The organism is Streptomyces sp. Ag109_O5-10 (assembly GCF_900105755.1).
Taxonomy (GTDB): domain Bacteria; phylum Actinomycetota; class Actinomycetes; order Streptomycetales; family Streptomycetaceae; genus Streptomyces.
This window is the reverse complement of sequence record NZ_FNTQ01000001.1, coordinates 470,171-485,578: the sequence shown is the minus strand read 5'-3', so window position 1 is coordinate 485,578 and position 15,408 is coordinate 470,171. Positions and strand designations below refer to the sequence as shown.

Annotated in this window: 16 protein-coding genes; 11 read left to right on the top strand and 5 right to left on the bottom strand. The window is 72.5% G+C overall.

The window, feature by feature from the left end; translation table 11 throughout:
- Positions 1 to 7 precede the first annotated feature (7 nt).
- Positions 8 to 1,681, top strand: coding sequence for an FAD-binding dehydrogenase (locus BLW82_RS02435; protein ID WP_093497236.1), 1,674 nt, complete (start codon positions 8 to 10; stop codon positions 1,679 to 1,681).
- A gap of 151 nt (positions 1,682 to 1,832) precedes the next feature.
- Here BLW82_RS02435 and BLW82_RS02430 read toward each other — a convergent pair whose 3' ends face one another.
- Complete coding sequence (locus BLW82_RS02430) at positions 1,833 to 2,180, bottom strand: DUF488 domain-containing protein (RefSeq protein WP_093497235.1); 348 nt, start codon at positions 2,178 to 2,180, stop codon at positions 1,833 to 1,835.
- Between the two features lie 165 nt (positions 2,181 to 2,345).
- Here BLW82_RS02430 and BLW82_RS02425 point away from each other — a divergent pair, with 165 nt between their 5' ends.
- The 4 genes from BLW82_RS02425 to BLW82_RS02410 all read left to right on the top strand — a co-directional run bounded on the left by BLW82_RS02425 (position 2,346) and on the right by BLW82_RS02410 (position 7,182).
- Positions 2,346 to 3,749: a M1 family metallopeptidase gene (locus tag BLW82_RS02425; protein WP_093497234.1), complete on the top strand. Its 1,404-nt coding sequence runs from the start codon at positions 2,346 to 2,348 to the stop codon at positions 3,747 to 3,749.
- A gap of 109 nt (positions 3,750 to 3,858) precedes the next feature.
- Complete coding sequence (locus BLW82_RS02420; RefSeq protein WP_093497233.1) at positions 3,859 to 4,602, top strand: hypothetical protein; 744 nt, start codon at positions 3,859 to 3,861, stop codon at positions 4,600 to 4,602.
- 19 nt (positions 4,603 to 4,621) lie between these two features.
- On the top strand, positions 4,622 to 5,323 hold the full coding sequence (locus BLW82_RS02415; protein ID WP_093497232.1) for a response regulator transcription factor: 702 nt from the start codon (positions 4,622 to 4,624) through the stop codon (positions 5,321 to 5,323).
- The gene (locus BLW82_RS02410; RefSeq protein WP_093497231.1) at positions 5,320 to 7,182 is read left to right on the top strand and encodes a HAMP domain-containing sensor histidine kinase; all 1,863 of its coding nucleotides are present in this window, start codon (positions 5,320 to 5,322) and stop codon (positions 7,180 to 7,182) included. The genes BLW82_RS02415 and BLW82_RS02410 overlap by 4 nt, the downstream gene beginning before the upstream one ends.
- On the opposite strand, the gene BLW82_RS02405 is transcribed toward BLW82_RS02410, so the two are convergent.
- Both BLW82_RS02405 and BLW82_RS02400 read right to left on the bottom strand, forming a co-directional pair.
- Positions 7,175 to 7,429: a WhiB family transcriptional regulator gene (locus tag BLW82_RS02405; RefSeq protein ID WP_093497230.1), complete on the bottom strand. Its 255-nt coding sequence runs from the start codon at positions 7,427 to 7,429 to the stop codon at positions 7,175 to 7,177. The genes BLW82_RS02410 and BLW82_RS02405 overlap by 8 nt on opposite strands.
- A 111-nt stretch (positions 7,430 to 7,540) precedes the next feature.
- The gene (locus BLW82_RS02400; RefSeq protein WP_093497229.1) at positions 7,541 to 8,755 is read right to left on the bottom strand and encodes a saccharopine dehydrogenase NADP-binding domain-containing protein; all 1,215 of its coding nucleotides are present in this window, start codon (positions 8,753 to 8,755) and stop codon (positions 7,541 to 7,543) included.
- Between the two features lie 121 nt (positions 8,756 to 8,876).
- Between BLW82_RS02400 and BLW82_RS02395 the strand changes: the two genes are divergently transcribed.
- Complete coding sequence (locus tag BLW82_RS02395; RefSeq protein WP_093497228.1) at positions 8,877 to 9,569, top strand: TetR/AcrR family transcriptional regulator; 693 nt, start codon at positions 8,877 to 8,879, stop codon at positions 9,567 to 9,569.
- A 90-nt stretch (positions 9,570 to 9,659) separates the two neighbouring features.
- On the opposite strand, the gene BLW82_RS02390 is transcribed toward BLW82_RS02395, so the two are convergent.
- On the bottom strand, positions 9,660 to 10,547 hold the full coding sequence (locus BLW82_RS02390) for a LysR family transcriptional regulator ArgP (RefSeq protein ID WP_093497227.1): 888 nt from the start codon (positions 10,545 to 10,547) through the stop codon (positions 9,660 to 9,662).
- Between the two features lie 96 nt (positions 10,548 to 10,643).
- Here BLW82_RS02390 and BLW82_RS02385 point away from each other — a divergent pair, with 96 nt between their 5' ends.
- The gene (locus BLW82_RS02385; protein ID WP_093497226.1) at positions 10,644 to 11,261 is read left to right on the top strand and encodes a LysE/ArgO family amino acid transporter; all 618 of its coding nucleotides are present in this window, start codon (positions 10,644 to 10,646) and stop codon (positions 11,259 to 11,261) included.
- 129 nt (positions 11,262 to 11,390) lie between these two features.
- On the top strand, positions 11,391 to 12,704 hold the full coding sequence (locus tag BLW82_RS02380) for an MFS transporter (RefSeq protein ID WP_371131283.1): 1,314 nt from the start codon (positions 11,391 to 11,393) through the stop codon (positions 12,702 to 12,704).
- 4 nt (positions 12,705 to 12,708) lie between these two features.
- Here BLW82_RS02380 and BLW82_RS02375 read toward each other — a convergent pair whose 3' ends face one another.
- On the bottom strand, positions 12,709 to 13,158 hold the full coding sequence (locus BLW82_RS02375; RefSeq protein WP_093497225.1) for a cyclic nucleotide-binding domain-containing protein: 450 nt from the start codon (positions 13,156 to 13,158) through the stop codon (positions 12,709 to 12,711).
- 397 nt (positions 13,159 to 13,555) lie between these two features.
- On the opposite strand from BLW82_RS02375, the gene BLW82_RS02370 reads away from it, so the two are divergent.
- The 3 genes from BLW82_RS02370 (at position 13,556) to BLW82_RS02360 (ending at position 15,403) form a co-directional block, all read left to right on the top strand.
- Entirely contained in the window at positions 13,556 to 13,975 is a 420-nt protein-coding gene (locus BLW82_RS02370) for an ATP-binding protein (protein WP_093497224.1), read from the top strand.
- A 236-nt stretch (positions 13,976 to 14,211) separates the two neighbouring features.
- The gene (locus tag BLW82_RS02365) at positions 14,212 to 15,045 is read left to right on the top strand and encodes a SigB/SigF/SigG family RNA polymerase sigma factor (RefSeq protein ID WP_093497223.1); all 834 of its coding nucleotides are present in this window, start codon (positions 14,212 to 14,214) and stop codon (positions 15,043 to 15,045) included.
- Between the two features lie 58 nt (positions 15,046 to 15,103).
- A complete protein-coding gene (locus tag BLW82_RS02360) occupies positions 15,104 to 15,403 on the top strand; it encodes a DUF5133 domain-containing protein (protein WP_093497222.1) in 300 nt (99 codons plus the stop codon).
- Positions 15,404 to 15,408: the final 5 nt, after the last annotated feature.

The window sequence follows — 15,408 nt, the reverse complement described above, 5'->3', positions numbered from 1 at the left end:
CGACGCCATGGACGCGGACGTCATCGTCGTCGGAGCCGGCCTGGCCGGCCTGGTCGCGGCGCACGAACTCACCAGCAGGGGCAGGCGCGTCGCCCTGGTCGACCAGGAGAACGCCGCCAACCTCGGCGGCCAGGCGTTCTGGTCCTTCGGCGGGCTCTTCCTCATCGACTCTCCCGAACAGCGCCGCCTCGGCATCAAGGACTCCCTCGACCTGGCCTGGAACGACTGGCGGGGCAGCGCCCAGTTCGACCGCGAGGACGACGAGGACTCCTGGGCGGTGCGCTGGGCCCGGGCCTACGTGGAGTTCGCGGCGGGGGAGAAGCGGCCCTGGCTGCAGAGCCACGGCATCTCCCTGCTGCCGACCGTCGGCTGGGCCGAGCGCGGCGACCTGCGTGCCGACGGCCACGGTAATTCCGTCCCCCGCTTCCACGTGGCCTGGGGCACCGGCACCGGCGTGGTCGAGCCCTTCGTCCGGTACGCCAGGCAGGCCGCCCGCGACGGACTGCTCACCTTCCACCACCGCCACCAGGTCGACGAACTCGTCATCGCGGACGGCGAGGCGCGCGGCGTCCGCGGCACCGTCCTCGCCCCCGACGACTCACCCCGCGGCGTCGCCTCCAACCGCGACCGCGTCGGCGACTTCGAACTGACCGCCCAGGCCGTCGTCGTCACCACCGGCGGCATCGGCGCCAACCACGACATCGTCCGCCGCTACTGGCCCGAACGCCTCGGCACGCCCCCCGCCGAGATGGTCACCGGCGTCCCCGCCTACGTGGACGGCCGCATGCTCGACATCAGTGCCGAGGCCGGCGTCCGCCTGGTCAACCGCGACCGCATGTGGCACTACACCGAGGGCATCCAGAACTGGAACTCCATCTGGCCCGGTCACGGCATCCGCATCCTGCCCGGCCCGTCCTCGGTCTGGCTCGACGCCCTCGGCCGCCGCCTGCCCGACCCCTGCCTGCCGGGCTACGACACCCTCAGCACCCTCCGGCACCTGCGCACCACCGAGGACATCGCCGGGTACGACCACTCCTGGTTCGTCCTCACCCGCAAGATCGTCGAGAAGGAGTTCGCGCTCTCCGGCTCCGAGCAGAACCCGGACATCACCGCCAAGGACCGCAAGGCCGTGCTGCGCGACCGGCTGCTCGGCAAGGGCGCGCCCGGCCCGGTCCAGGCCTTCCTCGACCACGGGGCGGACTTCGTCACCGCGACCTCCCTGGAGCAGCTGGTCGAGAAGATGAACGGGCTCACCGACAAGGCGCTCCTGGACGCGGCGGAGGTGCGCCGCCAGATCGTCGCCCGCGATCTGCAGATCGGCAACTCCTACAGCAAGGACTCCCAGGTCCAGGGCATCCACAACGCCCGCCGCTACATCGGCGACCGCCTGGGCCGGGTCGCCACCCCGCACCGCATCCTCGACCCGGCCGCCGGACCGCTGATCGGCGTCAAGCTGCACGTCCTCACCCGCAAGACCCTCGGCGGCATCCAGACCGACCTGGACTCCCGCGCCCTCGGCGCCGACGGGCAGCCGATCGGCGGGCTCTACGCGGCCGGCGAGGTGGCGGGCTTCGGCGGCGGCGGCGTGCACGGCTACAACGCGCTGGAGGGTACGTTCCTCGGCGGCTGCCTGTTCTCGGGGCGGGCGGCGGGACGCGCGGCGGCGAAGCAGACCGGGTGAGTGGTGCGCCGGAAGTGCCGTGGGGTGCCGTCCGCCGGCTTCCGTCCGCGGCGCCGTCGTGGCTGGTCGCGCACCCGCGGCGGAGCCGCACACGGACACGGACCCGCGCCCCTTCGGGGCGCTGCCGAACCGCAGCGGACGCGGCACCGGCTCAGTCGGCCAGGAGCCGCGCCAGCACGGCGACGTGGCTCTCGGCCGGGGTCTTGGAGGCGGTGAGCAGGGTCACCGGCCCCTCGCGCACCGACTTCCGCAGGCCGTCGAGGAGTTCGGCGGCCTCGGGAGCGGCCAGCTCCGCCTCGTAACGGCGCACGAACTCCTCGTACGAACCGCCCGCGTGGAACCAGCGGCGCAGTTCGTCCGACGGTGTCAGCCCCTTGGGCCACTCGTCCACGTGCGCGACCTCCTTGGACAGCCCGCGCGGCCAGAGCCGGTCCACCAGGACGCGCACCCCGTCCGCCGGCTCGGGCGATTCATAGATCCTGCGCACGCGCACGCTCACGGTCGATGCACCCTTCGGCTCGCTGACGGTGCCGTGAGCGTAAACAGCGGCCCCGGCCCACGGGCTGCCGACGCGGCGCAGCTTGACCAGAATGAGGGGGAAACGCGGACCCCCGCGCGCCTAGTCTGTGGGCCATTGATCATCGGCCACCCCCAAGGAGTCCATGTGCAGGGCGCAAGCAGACGTACCGCAGTCCTCCGCCGCGAAGCCGTCCTCGGCACCGTCCCGGTCGCCGTCGCGGCGCTGCTCGCCGCCGCCGGAACGGCCTCGGCGAGCACGGTCGGCACGGCGGGCGCGGGCGACCCCTATTTCCCGCTCAGCGGCAACGGCGGCTACCACGTCAGCCACTACGACCTGACGCTCCGCTACGACACCTCCTCCCGGCACCTCGACGGCCGTGCGGTCCTCACCGCCCGCGCCACCGAGAAGCTGACCCGCTTCGACCTCGACCTCAGCGGCCTGAAGGTCACCCGGGTGACCGTCGACGGCCGGACCGCCCGGTTCAGCCGCAGCGGACAGGAACTCGTCGTCACACCGGCGCGGGCACTGGCGAAGGGCCGCGACTTCCGGGTCACCGTGGCGTACAACGGCACGCCCAAACAGGTCACCGACCCGGACGGCTCGGCCGACGGCTGGATCCGCACCGACGACGGCGCGTTCGTGGCCGGGGAGCCGCAGGGCGCGATGACCTGGTTCCCGGCCAACAGCCACCCGAAGGACAAGTCGTCGTACGACTTCACGATCACCGTCCCCAAGGGGCGCACCGCCGTCGCCAACGGCGTCCTTCTCGGACAGCACACCTCCGGCGGCCGTACGACCTTCCGGTGGCGGCAGACCGAGCCGATGGCCGCGTACCTGGCCACCGCCACCGTCGGCAAGTTCAAGGTCCAGCAGTACACCACCCGGGACGGGATCAAGGTGTACAACGCGGTCGACCCGCGTGAGGCGAGCGCGTCGGCGGCCGTGCTGAAGAAGCTGCCGTCGGTCCTCGAGTGGGAGAGCAAGCTCTTCGGGCCGTACCCGTTCCGGTCCGCCGGGTCCATAGTCGACCACGCGCCGGACGTCGGGTACGCGCTGGAGACGCAGGGCCGGCCGGTCTACGACTCGGCGCCGGACCTGAGCACGCTCGTGCACGAGAACGCCCACCAGTGGTTCGGCGACTCCGTCTCCCTCACCGCCTGGAAGGACATCTGGCTCAACGAGGGCTTCGCCACGTACGCCGAGTGGCTGTACAGCGAGCAGCACGGGGGCGACAGCGCGCAGAAGAGTTTCGACGCGCTGTACACGAAGCCGGCGAGCGACGAGCTGTGGGCGTATCCGCCGGGGGATCCGGGGAGCGGGAAGAACATCTTCGGCGAGCCGGTGTACGCGCGGGGCGCGATGGCTCTGCACGAGCTGCGCAAGACGGTCGGGGACCCGGTGTTCTTCCGGATTCTGCGGGCGTGGGCCGCGGAGCACCGGTACGGGCACGGGACCACTGCGGAGTTCGTGAAGCTCGCCGAGGCGGAGGCGGGCAAGGACCTCGGTTCCCTGTTCCAGACGTGGCTGTACCAGAAGGGCAAGCCGTAGCGGGCGTTCGGATGACGGCCGGTGGGAGCTCGTCGCGGAGTTCCCACCGCCCCTGACGGGGCACTGAAAGCTGACGAGTTTCTCACATTCGTCGGCCAAGGTCGGTCTCATGATCCATCGCAGAACAGCTGTCGCCCTCCTCTCCGCCTCCCCCCTCCTGCTCTCCGGGTGCGAGGGTGGCGCCGAGGCCGCGCCGAGCCGGTCGCGGGACGACCGGCCGGCGCCGGGGACGGCTTCCCCCACACCCGAGAGCAACAGCCCGCGGCCGAACGGCATATCCGGGCTCGGGCCGAGGACCACGGCCGCGATACCCGGGCGGGCGGAGCAGGTAGTGGTCGCCTCCGGGCGCGGCAAGGACTCCCCGCTCTCCACCGTCGTCCTGTACGAACGGGACGACGACGTCTGGCAGCCCGGTGCCGCCTGGCCCGCGCACAACGGCAGGGACGGCTGGAGCGAGCACCACATGGCCGGGGACCTGCGCTCGCCCGTCGGCGTGTACGGGCTCACCGACGCCGGGGGCCTGCTCGGCGACCCGGGGAGCAGGCTGCCGTACCACCACTCCTACGGCTTCACCTCGCCCGGCACCGGGTTCGAGGGCGAGCCGCTGGACGGTTCCTTCGACTACGTGATCGCCATCAACTACAACCGCGAGCCGGGCACTTCACCGCTCGACTGGACCCGGCCGATGGGTGCAGGGCGGGGCGGCGGCGTCTGGCTGCACGTCGACCACGGCGGCCCCACGCACGCCTGCGTCAGTGTCGCCAAGGCGCACATGAAGCAGTTGCTGCGCACCCTCGATCCGGCACGGCATCCGGTGGTCGTCATGGGGCACGCGGCCTGGCTCGCGCAGTAGGCGGCTAGGGTTCGAACTTGTGTGTGCGCATGTGCTGGTCGCCGAGGACGACGAGATGCAGGCCGAGCTGATCCGGAGATCGCTGCTCGCCGAGGGGCACAGCGCGACCGTGGTCCACGACGGGGCCGCCGCGCTGGACGCGGCCCGGCGGCTCGGTCCCGACCTGGTCGTGCTCGACCTGATGCTCCCGGTGATCGACGGCTTCGGCGTCTGCCGGGTGCTGCGCGGCGGCGACCCGGAGATCCCGGTGCTGATGCTCACGGCCCGCTCCGACGAGGACGACGTGCTGCTCGGCCTGGAGCTGGGTGCCGACGACTACATGACCAAGCCGTACAGCCCGCGCGAGCTGATGGCCCGGATCCGGACCATCCTGCGGCGCAGCGGACGGGCCGCCCCGGTCCGGGAGGAGGAACCCGCCGTGACCGCCGCCGGGATCAGCGTCGATCCCGTGCGGCACACGGTGCGCTGCGACGGGGAGCCGGTGGAGGTGACCCCGGCCGAGTTCCAGATCCTGCTCGCCATGGCCGGGGAGCCCGGCCGGGTCTTCACCCGCCGGCAGCTGCTGCAGTGCACCCGGGGCTTCGACCGGTCCTCCACCGAACGGGCCGTCGACGTCCACGTGATGAACCTGCGCCGGAAGATCGAGGCCGATCCCCGGCGGCCGGTACGGCTGGTGACCGTGTTCGGCGTCGGCTACAAGCTGAGCGGCGGGCGGCCGTGAAGCCCCGGATACCGTGGCGCAAACGGCTTCTGGTCCGGCTGCTGTTCGCCTCGGTGCTGATCGCCGTCTGCTCCGTCGCCGCCACCGCCTGGCTCGCCGTGACGACCACCACCAGCGCGCTGGAGGAGGAACAGGGGCAGGACCTCGCCGCCGACAACAAGATCCTCGCCGAGCTCAGCGGGTACGCGGCGGACCATCCCGAGTGGGCCGGGGTCCAGCACACCGTACGGGCGCTGGCCGCCAAGACCGGCCGCCGGATCGCGCTGACCACCGCCGACCGCACGCTGATCGCCGACTCGGCGTCCCATGACACCCCGCTGCCTCCTCGGCCCGCGGCGGCCGTGGACCCCCTGCACACCGACACCTACACCGAGTTCGGCGCCCAGCTCAGCGGCATCGACCCGCGCGCGGTCGGCCCGTTCCGGCTGACGGCGAGCGAGCGCGACGGACTGGACATGATCGCGAAGAAGCTGCGTTACTGCTTCGACCGTGTCGCCGCTCCGACTGCCGTCCGGCACACTCCGAGCGGGCGCCCCTACCTCGTCGCCGACGAGGGCACCGACGGCCTCCTCTACCGCAAGTCCCGCTGCGGCGAGGGGTACGCCGACCCGGCCACCGAGATGAACGCGGCGCTCGCCTATCCGACCCGCACCGAGACCAAGGCCCTCGCGGCACTGACGGACCTGGCCCGCCCCTGCCTCCGGGCCAAGGACATGGACCTGGGCGGCCCGCTCTCCCTCACCTACGACACGACGGGCCGCAACCCGGTCTCCGGCGCCTTCCTCGTCACCAAGAAAAAGGTGGTGCAGCGGGGGACCGACCAGATGGCGAAGAACTGCATCGCCGACGCCCGGCGCGCCCAGCTCGAACCGTACGTCGCCCCGGCTGCCGAACTCTTCCTCGGCATCGGCGACCAGACCGCACCCCGCTTCGACATGTCCCGGGCCAACAAGTCGAGGATCGTCGGCGCGGCCGGTCTGGTCCTCGCCGTCACGGTCGCCGTCACCGCCGTCGTCGCCACGCGCCTGGTACGGCCGCTGCGCGCGCTGACCGCCGCCGCGCAGCAGCCGCCCGAACTGCACGCCCGGGCGCCGGTGCGCACCCGGGACGAGACCGGGCTGCTGGCCGAGGCGTTCAACGACCTCACCGAACGCCGGGAACGCCTGGAGGAACAGCGCAGAGCGATGGTCAGCGACATCGCCCACGAACTGCGCAGCCCCCTCACCAACATCCGCGGCTGGCTGGAGGTCACCCGGGACGGCCTCGTCGACCCCGACCCGGCGCTGCTGGGCTCGCTGCACGAGGAGGCACTGGTCCTGCAGCGGATCATCGACGACCTTCAGGACCTGGCCGCCGCCGACGCCGGCACCCTGCGGGTGCACCGCGAACCGGTGCGCGCCGCCGACCTGGTCGACCAGGCGGCCGCCGCCCACCGCGTCGCCGCCGACGCGGCCGGGGTCACCCTGCTGACCGACACCGACGGCACCGCCTGGCTCGACGCGGACCCGGTGCGGATGCGACAGGCCCTCGGCAACCTGGTCTCCAACGCCATCCGGCACACCCCCGCCGACGGCGAGGTGACCCTGTCCGCCCGACGGGCCGGCGACGACGTCGTCCTCACCGTCACCGACACGGGCCCGGGTATCGCCGCCGACGATCTCCCGCACGTCTTCGAGCGGTTCTGGCGCGCGGAGAAGTCCCGCAGCCGCCGTACCGGAGGCAGCGGCCTCGGCCTGCCGATCGTGCGCCATCTGCTCGCCGCCCACGACGGCACCGCCGAGGCGCGCAGCGAACCCGGCAAGGGCGCCGAGTTCACCCTGCGGCTGCCGGCCGCACCGGCCCCGGCCGACGTCAGCTGAACCGGCGCTCCGCCCGCTGCCTGCGGCGGGCCAGCAGCCGGCGTTCCGCCTCGGTGGTACCGCCCCAGATGCCGACGGTCTGCCCGGACTCCATCGCCCAGTTCAGACAGTGTTCCTGTACCGGACAGCGCTCGCAGACCGCTTTCGCGCGCCGGGTCTGATGCAATGACGGGCCGGTGGTGCCGATGGGGAAGAAGAGGTCGGGGTCCTCGTTGCGGCACTCGGCGTGGTCTCGCCAGTCGTTCATCGATGTCACCTGCGATCCAAGTCGACTCTGCCGTACGTGTGCGTTGCTCGGGTCCGGGTCACCGGTCCGGGCGCGGCTGAAACGGCCAAGTCCGTGAGGATTCGCGGGCGGTCACTGCTCGCGCAGGCCCCACGGGGAGCCGTACTCGGTCAGCAGGTCGAGGAACGGGCGGGCCGGGAACGCCTCCGGGCCGAGGACGCCCGAGCCCGACCACGCGCCGGTGGCCAGGAGTTCGAGGGCGACGACCGGGTTGAGGGCCGTCTGCCACACCACGGCCTGACAACCGTACTCCGCCATGGACCACTCGTTGTCGACAACGTGGTAGAGATACACCTCCCGCGGCCGCCCGTCCTTCACGCCGCGCACCCAGGTGCCCGCGCAGGTCTTGCCGCGCATGCGCTCGCCGAGCGTCGCCGGGTCCGGCAGCGACGCGGCGACCACGTCGCGGGGCGAGACCGCGACCGGCCCGTCGGTGCCGGGCACCGTCACCGGGGTGGTGCGGTCCAGGCCCAGCAGGTGCAGCGTCCTGAGCGTCTCGATGAACTCGCGCCCGAGTCCGTACTTGAAGGTGACCCGCCGCGCGTCCACCCAGCGCGGCACCAGCAGCACCTCCTCGTGTTCGACGTTCACGCACTCGACCGGCCCGATCCCCTCCGGGAAGTCGAACACCTCGGGCTCGCTGAACGGAGCGGTGGTGAACCAGCCGCGCTCCCGCTCGTACACGACGGGCGGGTTGAGGCACTCCTCGATGGTGGTCCAGATGCTGAAGGACGGCGCGAAGTCGTAGCCGTCCACGGTCAGGTTCGCGCCGTCGCGGATGCCGATCTCCTCGATCCCGTCGAAGAGCTCGTCGGCCGCGTACCGGGCGAACACGTCCGAAAGACCGGGTTCCACCCCCATGCCGACCAGCGCCAGCGCGTTCGCCTGCTCCCACTCCCCGGCCAGCGCGAACTGCTCGTCGCCCAGCTTGACCCCGCACTCCTCGTAGGGCAGTTCGGGATGGGGCCGGGACAGTGACATCGCCATGTCGAGGTAGTCCGTGCCGGCCTTGCGGGCGGCCCGGAACAGGGGCATGACGAAGCGCGGGTCGGTGGCGTTGAGCAGCACGTCGCAGCCGTGCCGGGCCAACAGGGCGGCCACGGCCGCCTCGTCACCGGCGTCGACGCGTTCGGCGCGGAACCGGTCGTCGCCGACGGCCGCCACCGCCGCCTCGGCACGGGCCCGGTCGTAGTCGGCGACCACCATCAGGTCGAAGAACGGCCGACGGGCCGCGATCCGGGTGACGGCGGTGCCCACGCCGCCGGCTCCCACGAGCAGTACACGCATGCCGGAATCTCCTTCTCGGACAGAGAGCTTGGGTCGGGTACGGGGCGCCTTGGCCGGAATGAAACGCCGGGCCGTCGCGTAAGGTCAATGGCGTTGGCATAAGAGCGGCGGGGAGTGCGAGATGCCCAAAGCGGTCGTACCGGAGGAAAAGCGGCGCAGGCGTCGGCCCACCCGCAGCGGCACGGTGCTCTCCGAGCGGCTCATCGTGGAGACCGCGCTGCGTCTGCTGCGCGAGCACGGCAGCGCCGGCCTGACCGCCCGCCGCCTCGGCCTGGCCCTCGACTGCGACCCCAGCACCCTGTACCGCTACTTCCGGGGCATGGACGACCTGACCCTCGCGATCGGCGACGCGCTCATCGGCCAGGCGCTGGCCGGCTGGACGCCGACGGGGGAGTGGCGGACGGATCTGCGGACCATCGGCCTGCGCATCCACGCGCAGTACGTCGCCCACCCGCAGGCGGCCCTGCTGACGACGAACCGGGTGACCGGCCGGGCTCACGAACTCGCCGCCGACGAAGCGGTCCTGGACATCCTGCGCACCGCGGGCTTCGCACTGCCCGACACCGTCCGCATCTACCACGCCTTCATCGACCAGACCCTCGCCTTCGCCGCCCTCGACGCGGCCTCCCTCACCCTCCCGAAGGACTCCCAGCGCGCCGACGAGGACAAATGGCACTCCACTTACGCCCATCTCCCGCGCACGACCCACCCACGCATCGCGGAGGCGTCCCGACTGCTGGCGAAACGCATGGTGACGAGCGCATACCCAACGGCCCTGGAAATGCTCCTGGACAGCGCCGAACGGTCCTTGTGACCGCCCCCGCCCAGAGCGCTCCCTCAGGGGCGCGGGGCACTGCGCGACAAGCCCCCGCGCAGCCGCACCCGCACTACCCCGGCCGCCCCCTCACGGCCGGCGCAACGCACCCGCCGCCGTCCGCAGCACCGCCTCCGCCACCGCCCCCAGAGCCGGCGAGTCCAACTTCCACTGCTGCCAGAACAGCGTCACGTCGACCCACAGCTCCCGCCGCTCGCCCAGCCGCACCAGGCGCCCCTCCCGCAACCGCGGCACCGCCTGCGGCTCCGGCACCATGCCCCACCCCAGCCCCTCCGTCACCGCGTCCACGAACCCCTCCGACGTCGGCACGTAGTGCCGCAGCGCGCTCGCCCCCGCACCGCCCAGCCGCCGTACGAATCCGTCCTGGAAGTCGTCGACCCGGTCGAACACGACCACCGGCGCCCCGGCCAGCGCCTGCGGCAGCGACCCCGCGAGACGCGTCGCCGCGAACTCCGGCGCCGCCACCGGCAGATACCGCATCCGCCCCAGCGCCCGCACCGAACACCCCGGCACGGCATCCGGCGACGAGGTCACCGCCGCCATCACCAGCCCCTCCCGCAGCAGCGCGGCCGTATGGTCCTCGTCCTCCCGCCGCAGCTCGACATAGACGCCCGGCAGCCCGGTCAGTGCCGGCAGGAACCACGTCGCCAGCGAGTCCGCGTTCACCGCGACCGACACCCTGGTCGGCTCCCCGGCGCCGCTCATGCCCAGCTCGCCGCGCGCGTCCCGTTCCAGCCGCGCCAGCTGCCGGGCGAACCGGACCAGCACCTCACCCGACTCCGTCGGCCGCACCGGCTTGGTCCGTTGCAGCAGCACCCGGCCCGTGCGCTGCTCCAGCGCCTTCACCCGCTGGCTGACCGCCGACGGCGTCACGTGCAGGGCCGCTGCCGCCGCGTCGAACGTGCCCTCGTCCACCACCGCCAGCAGCGTCCGCACCTGGTCGAGCGGAAGCTCCACCGTCCCACTCCCGTCCTCTCCCGCCTTCAGCCGCGTTAATGGTACGTAAAAATCTTTAGCTGTACGCACAGTGATCGCTTCCGTAGCGTCGAGGGCATGTCCAGCTCTCTCGCCGCCGCTGCCGCGGGCTTCGGCAGCGGCCTCTCGCTCATCGTCGCCATCGGCGCCCAGAACGCCTTCGTGCTGCGCCAGGGCATCCGCCGTGACACGGTCCTCGTGGTCGTCGGCATCTGCGCGCTCTCCGACGCCGTCCTCATCTCGCTCGGCGTCGGCGGGGTGGGCGCGGTCGTCGTGGCCTGGCCGGGCGCGGTACGGGCGGTCGGGCTGATCGGCGGCGCCTTCCTGCTCTGCTACGGCGCCCTGGCCGCCCGCCGGGTCTGGCGGCCCGGCACCGGTGGCCTGCGCGCCGACGGCGAGGCGGCCGGGTCCCGGCGGCGGGCGGTCCTCACCTGCCTCGCCATGACCTGGCTCAACCCGCACGTGTACCTGGACACCGTGTTCCTGCTCGGCTCCCTCGCCGCCGGCCGGGGCGACCTGCGCTGGACCTTCGGCCTCGGTGCCGCCCTGGCCAGCCTCTGCTGGTTCACCGCCCTCGGCTTCGGCGCCCGGCTGCTCGGCCGGTACCTCGCCGGGCCGGCCGCCTGGCGGGTGCTGGACGGGCTGGTGGCGCTGACCATGACCGGGCTCGGCCTGATGCTCGTGGCGGGATCCTGAGGCGCCCGGATCGTCGCAGGGCCGCATCCTGAGACGAGCGGTTCGGCAGCCGCCGGAGTTGCTGAGATAGTGAACCCGCAACCGAAAAGATGTAGCGGGCATCGAGAAGAGCGGGACACCAGGAACTCCGTGGACACCAGCGAGAGCGGCATCCAGTCCGACATACAGCCTCCCCAGGCCCCCGACGACTCCACGGCCGCCCCGCCCCGGAGCGGCTGGCGGCGCTGGGCGATGGACACCCGTCCGCTGCGCATCCCGGCCTACCGCAGGCTGTGGACGTCGACCATCGTCACCTCGGTCGGCAGCCAGCTGACCGCCGTCGCCGTGCCCAAGCAGATCTTCGACATCACCGGGTCGTCCGCCTGGGTCGGCGCGGCCAGCCTCGCCGGACTGCTGCCGCTGATCGTGTTCGCGCTGTGGGGCGGCGCGGTGGCCGACACCATGGACCGCCGCAGGCTCCTGCTGATCACCAACATCGGTATCGGCGTGACCTCGCTGCTGTTCTTCGTGCAGGCGGTCACCGGCATGAAGTCCGTGGCCGCGCTGATGGTGCTGCTCGCGATGCAGCAGGCGTTCTGGGGGCTGAACGCGCCCGCCCGTACGGCGTCCATCGCGCGGCTGGTCCCCGAGGCACAGCTGCCCGCCGCCAACGCGCTCGGGTCGACGGTCATGCAGACCGGGCAGGTGGTCGGCCCGCTGCTCGCCGGTGCGCTGATCCCGGTCATCGGGCTGCCCATGCTGTACCTGATCGACGCGCTGGCGCTGTGTGTGACGGTGTGGGCCGTCTACCGGCTGCCCGCGCTGCCGCCACTCGCGGGCGCGACGGCGCGGCGGGCCGGGGTGCGCGAGATCGTGGAGGGCTTCCGGTACATCTCGATGCACAAGGTGCTGCTGCTGTCGTTCCTCGCGGACATCATCGCGATGGTCTTCGGCATGCCCCGCGCCCTGTTCCCGCAGCTCGCCGCGGAGACCTACGCCCCCTACGGCGAGGGGCTCGCGCTCGGCCTGCTGTTCGCCGCCATCCCGGTCGGCGCGGTGCTCGGCGGGCTCTTCTCCGGCACCTTCTCGCGGGCCCGCCGGCACGGCCTGATGGTGATCGGCGCGGTGGTCGGCTGGGGCGCTGCCGTCGCCGGTTCCGGGCTGAGCCGCAACCTCTGGGTCGCCGTGGCCTTCCTGGCCGCCGCCGGGGTTGCCGACATGGTCTCGATGGTCTTCCGCGGCGCGATCCTGCTGTCGGCGGCGACCGACGAGATGCGGGGCCGGATGCAGGGCGTGTTCACCGTGGTGGTCGCGGGCGGCCCGCGCCTGGCCGACGTGCTGCACGGCACCGCGGGCTCGGTCTTCGGGCCGCGCGCGGCGGTCGTGGGCGGCGGGCTGCTGGTGGTGGCGGTGATGCTGGCCCTGGCCGCCGCGGTCCCGGCCCTGCGCCGGTACCGCGTCTGACCGGCTAGGCGGGCCGTCGCCCGACGTAGGCGTCGAGCAGCTTGCCCCGGGTGGCCTCGAGACGGCTGGCGAGGATCTCGGCGACGGTCCGCACCAGCGACAGGCCGAGCAGCGGGTCCTCCACGCACAGCGCGAGCACGGCCGCGGCGTCGTACTCGTAGGCCCGCACCTGGCTGAAGGCCACCGCCCCGAAGTCCCAGGTGTACGGCGGGAACAGCCAGGACCAGCCGAGCAGGTCGCCGGCGCCCAGGGTGGCGACGGTGACCCGCTTGTGGGACGTCACCTCCTGGTCCAGGTTGACCGCGCCCGAGCGGATCACCCAGAACCGGTCGGCGGTGCCGCCGGCCTCGAAGATCCTGGAGTCCTCGGGGAAGGACACCTCGTGAGCCAGTTCCATGAGGCGCTCGCGCTGGGCCTGGGGCAGGGCGGTGAGCAGTTTGATGGCTTTGGTCATGGCACGGGGCTCCTCGCCGGCGAGGGTACGGGGTGCTTTCCCTACGCCCATTTCAGCCGCTGCCGCCCTGCCGGGCACCTCGAGGCAGGTGGGAACCGCCGTCGTGAACCGGTCCGGACATGAAAAAGCCCTGGCTGGACGGGGGAGGCCAGCCAGGGCCGTCAGAGGTGGCGGGGGAGGACCTGCTGTCAACTCCTCGACCACTTATGGATGAACGATAAACCATCCAGAGCGATTCTGCGTACTCGTGAACAGGGTACGTGACCCGTTTCACTTTGGGGACCCCTTGTCGCCCCCGATCGTGTTTGACCGCGTCCCGACCGGTGAGCCGAAAGGAAGAGCCCCGTACGGACGGGACCGAGCCAATCCACCGGTCCACCACCCAGGGAGCGAAGGGATGTACGACAAGTACCGGACCGAGACAACCGTGGCACCATCCGAGTCCCGTCGGCCGCCGCTGCGGCCGGCCGACGCCCGCAGAGCGGTACGCGGCGAGGTCGCCCGGCGAGCCCTGCCGTGCCCCGCCGAAGCCCTCGACGACGCCCTGCTCGTCACCTCGGAGCTGACCACCAACGCGATCCTGCACGGCGGCGGGATCACCGGCTTCGCCGTCGACGTCGAGGGGTGCGCGGTACGGGTGTCCGTCAGCGACCGCAGCGACGAGATACCGGTGGCCGAGCGGGCCGTCGACGAACGGCACCGGTGGCGGGCCGGCGGCCGGGGCTGGCCCATCGTCTGCCGGCTGGCCCGGGACCTCGAGGTCGCCGGACTGCCCTGCGGAGGCAAGCGGATCACCGCGGTCGTGCCCCTGCGCTGAGCCCGCGGACAGACCGGTTCCGGCAACGTTGTTTGGGCGCGGATCGAAGGGGCAGGCGGAGTGTCGTGCTTCGGACCGGAGGCGCGCGCCAGTGGGAGCAGTCGTACGACAGCCCCCGGGCCGGTGCAACGGTCCGGGTGGAGCTTCCGCGGCGACCCTGACATCGCAGTTCGGGCCGAGTCCCGGAACCACGTTCCGGTGACGCCCTGAGACCCACAGTTCAGGAGCGAATCCGCATGCCCACCGACTTGCCGACCAGCCCTTCCCGCACGCCCGACCGCACCACCCGCACGGCGCCCCGCCGCGCCCACGACGACGCGCCCGACACGGCGGCCCTCTTCGCCCGCCTCGCCCTGCTGGACGACGGCCCCGAGCGGGACGTCCTGCGTGACGAACTGGTCGCCGCCTGGCTGCCGATGGCCCACCGGATCGCCGGCCGTTTCCGCGACCGCGGCGAGTCCGTCGAGGACCTGCGCCAGGTCGCCGCCCTGGGCCTGGTCAAGGCCGTCGACCGTTACGACCCCTCGCGCGGCGCGTTCGAGAGCTACGCGGTGCCCACCATCACCGGCGAGGTCAAGCGGCACTTCCGCGACCGGATGTGGGCGCTGCGCGTCCCGCGCCGGGTGCAGGAACTGCGCAACCGGGTACGGGTGGCCCGCCGCGAGCTCACCCAGAACCCGGGCTCCGCCGAGCCCACGGTCGCCGAACTCGCCGCTCATACCGGGCTGACCGAGGACGAGGTCAGCGCCGGGATGGAGGCCCTGGAGAGCTTCAGCACCCTGTCCCTGGACGCCGAACTCTCCGCCGCCGAGGACGGCTACAGCCTCGCCGACACCCTCGGGGAGGCCGACGGCTCCTACGACGTCGTCGTGGACCGCGAGGCGGCCAAGGAAGGGCTGCGCCGGCTGCCCGAACGGGAGCGGGCCATCCTCTACATGCGCTTCTTCGAGGACATGACCCAGAGCCGGATCGCCGACAAGCTCGGCATCTCCCAGATGCACGTCTCCCGGCTCATCAGCCGCAGCTGCGCCCGCGTCCGGGCCGAGGCGCTGGGCCGGAACGCCGAATGACCCCAACAACCCCCACGGCCGCCGTGGACCCACTTCAGACCGACCGAGGAGTGAAGCAGTGCTGACGCCCCACCCCGCCACCCTGCGCCGGCTCGTGGACGACTACGAGCGTGCACGCACCGCGGAGACGGCATCGGGCCCCGAAGCGGGCGACCTGGCCTACACGCTCTGCGTGATCACCGGAACCCGCGACATCGCAGCGGCCCTGGCGAAGGCCCGCCACCTGCTGGCCGCCGACGCGACGGCGGACCTGCCCTCCGTCACCATCCCCGCCACGCCCACTGTTCCGGTGCCGGCCCCGACGGTTCTGGGGGACGCGCGCGACCGCGCGTCCGTCCCCCTCGCGGTGGGGGAGTGACCCGG

Coding starts and splice junctions, on each gene's coding strand:
- BLW82_RS02435 (WP_093497236.1), top strand. CDS start 8: ATGGACGCGGACGTCATCGTCGTCGGAGCCGGCCTGGCCGGCCTGGTC.
- BLW82_RS02395 (WP_093497228.1), top strand. CDS start 8,877: ATGCCCAAAGCGGTCGTACCGGAGGAAAAGCGGCGCAGGCGTCGGCCC.
- BLW82_RS02385 (WP_093497226.1), top strand. CDS start 10,644: ATGTCCAGCTCTCTCGCCGCCGCTGCCGCGGGCTTCGGCAGCGGCCTC.
- BLW82_RS02370 (WP_093497224.1), top strand. CDS start 13,556: ATGTACGACAAGTACCGGACCGAGACAACCGTGGCACCATCCGAGTCC.
- BLW82_RS02420 (WP_093497233.1), top strand. CDS start 3,859: ATGATCCATCGCAGAACAGCTGTCGCCCTCCTCTCCGCCTCCCCCCTC.
- BLW82_RS02375 (WP_093497225.1), bottom strand. CDS start 13,158: ATGACCAAAGCCATCAAACTGCTCACCGCCCTGCCCCAGGCCCAGCGC.
- BLW82_RS02365 (WP_093497223.1), top strand. CDS start 14,212: ATGCCCACCGACTTGCCGACCAGCCCTTCCCGCACGCCCGACCGCACC.
- BLW82_RS02405 (WP_093497230.1), bottom strand. CDS start 7,429: ATGAACGACTGGCGAGACCACGCCGAGTGCCGCAACGAGGACCCCGAC.
- BLW82_RS02400 (WP_093497229.1), bottom strand. CDS start 8,755: ATGCGTGTACTGCTCGTGGGAGCCGGCGGCGTGGGCACCGCCGTCACC.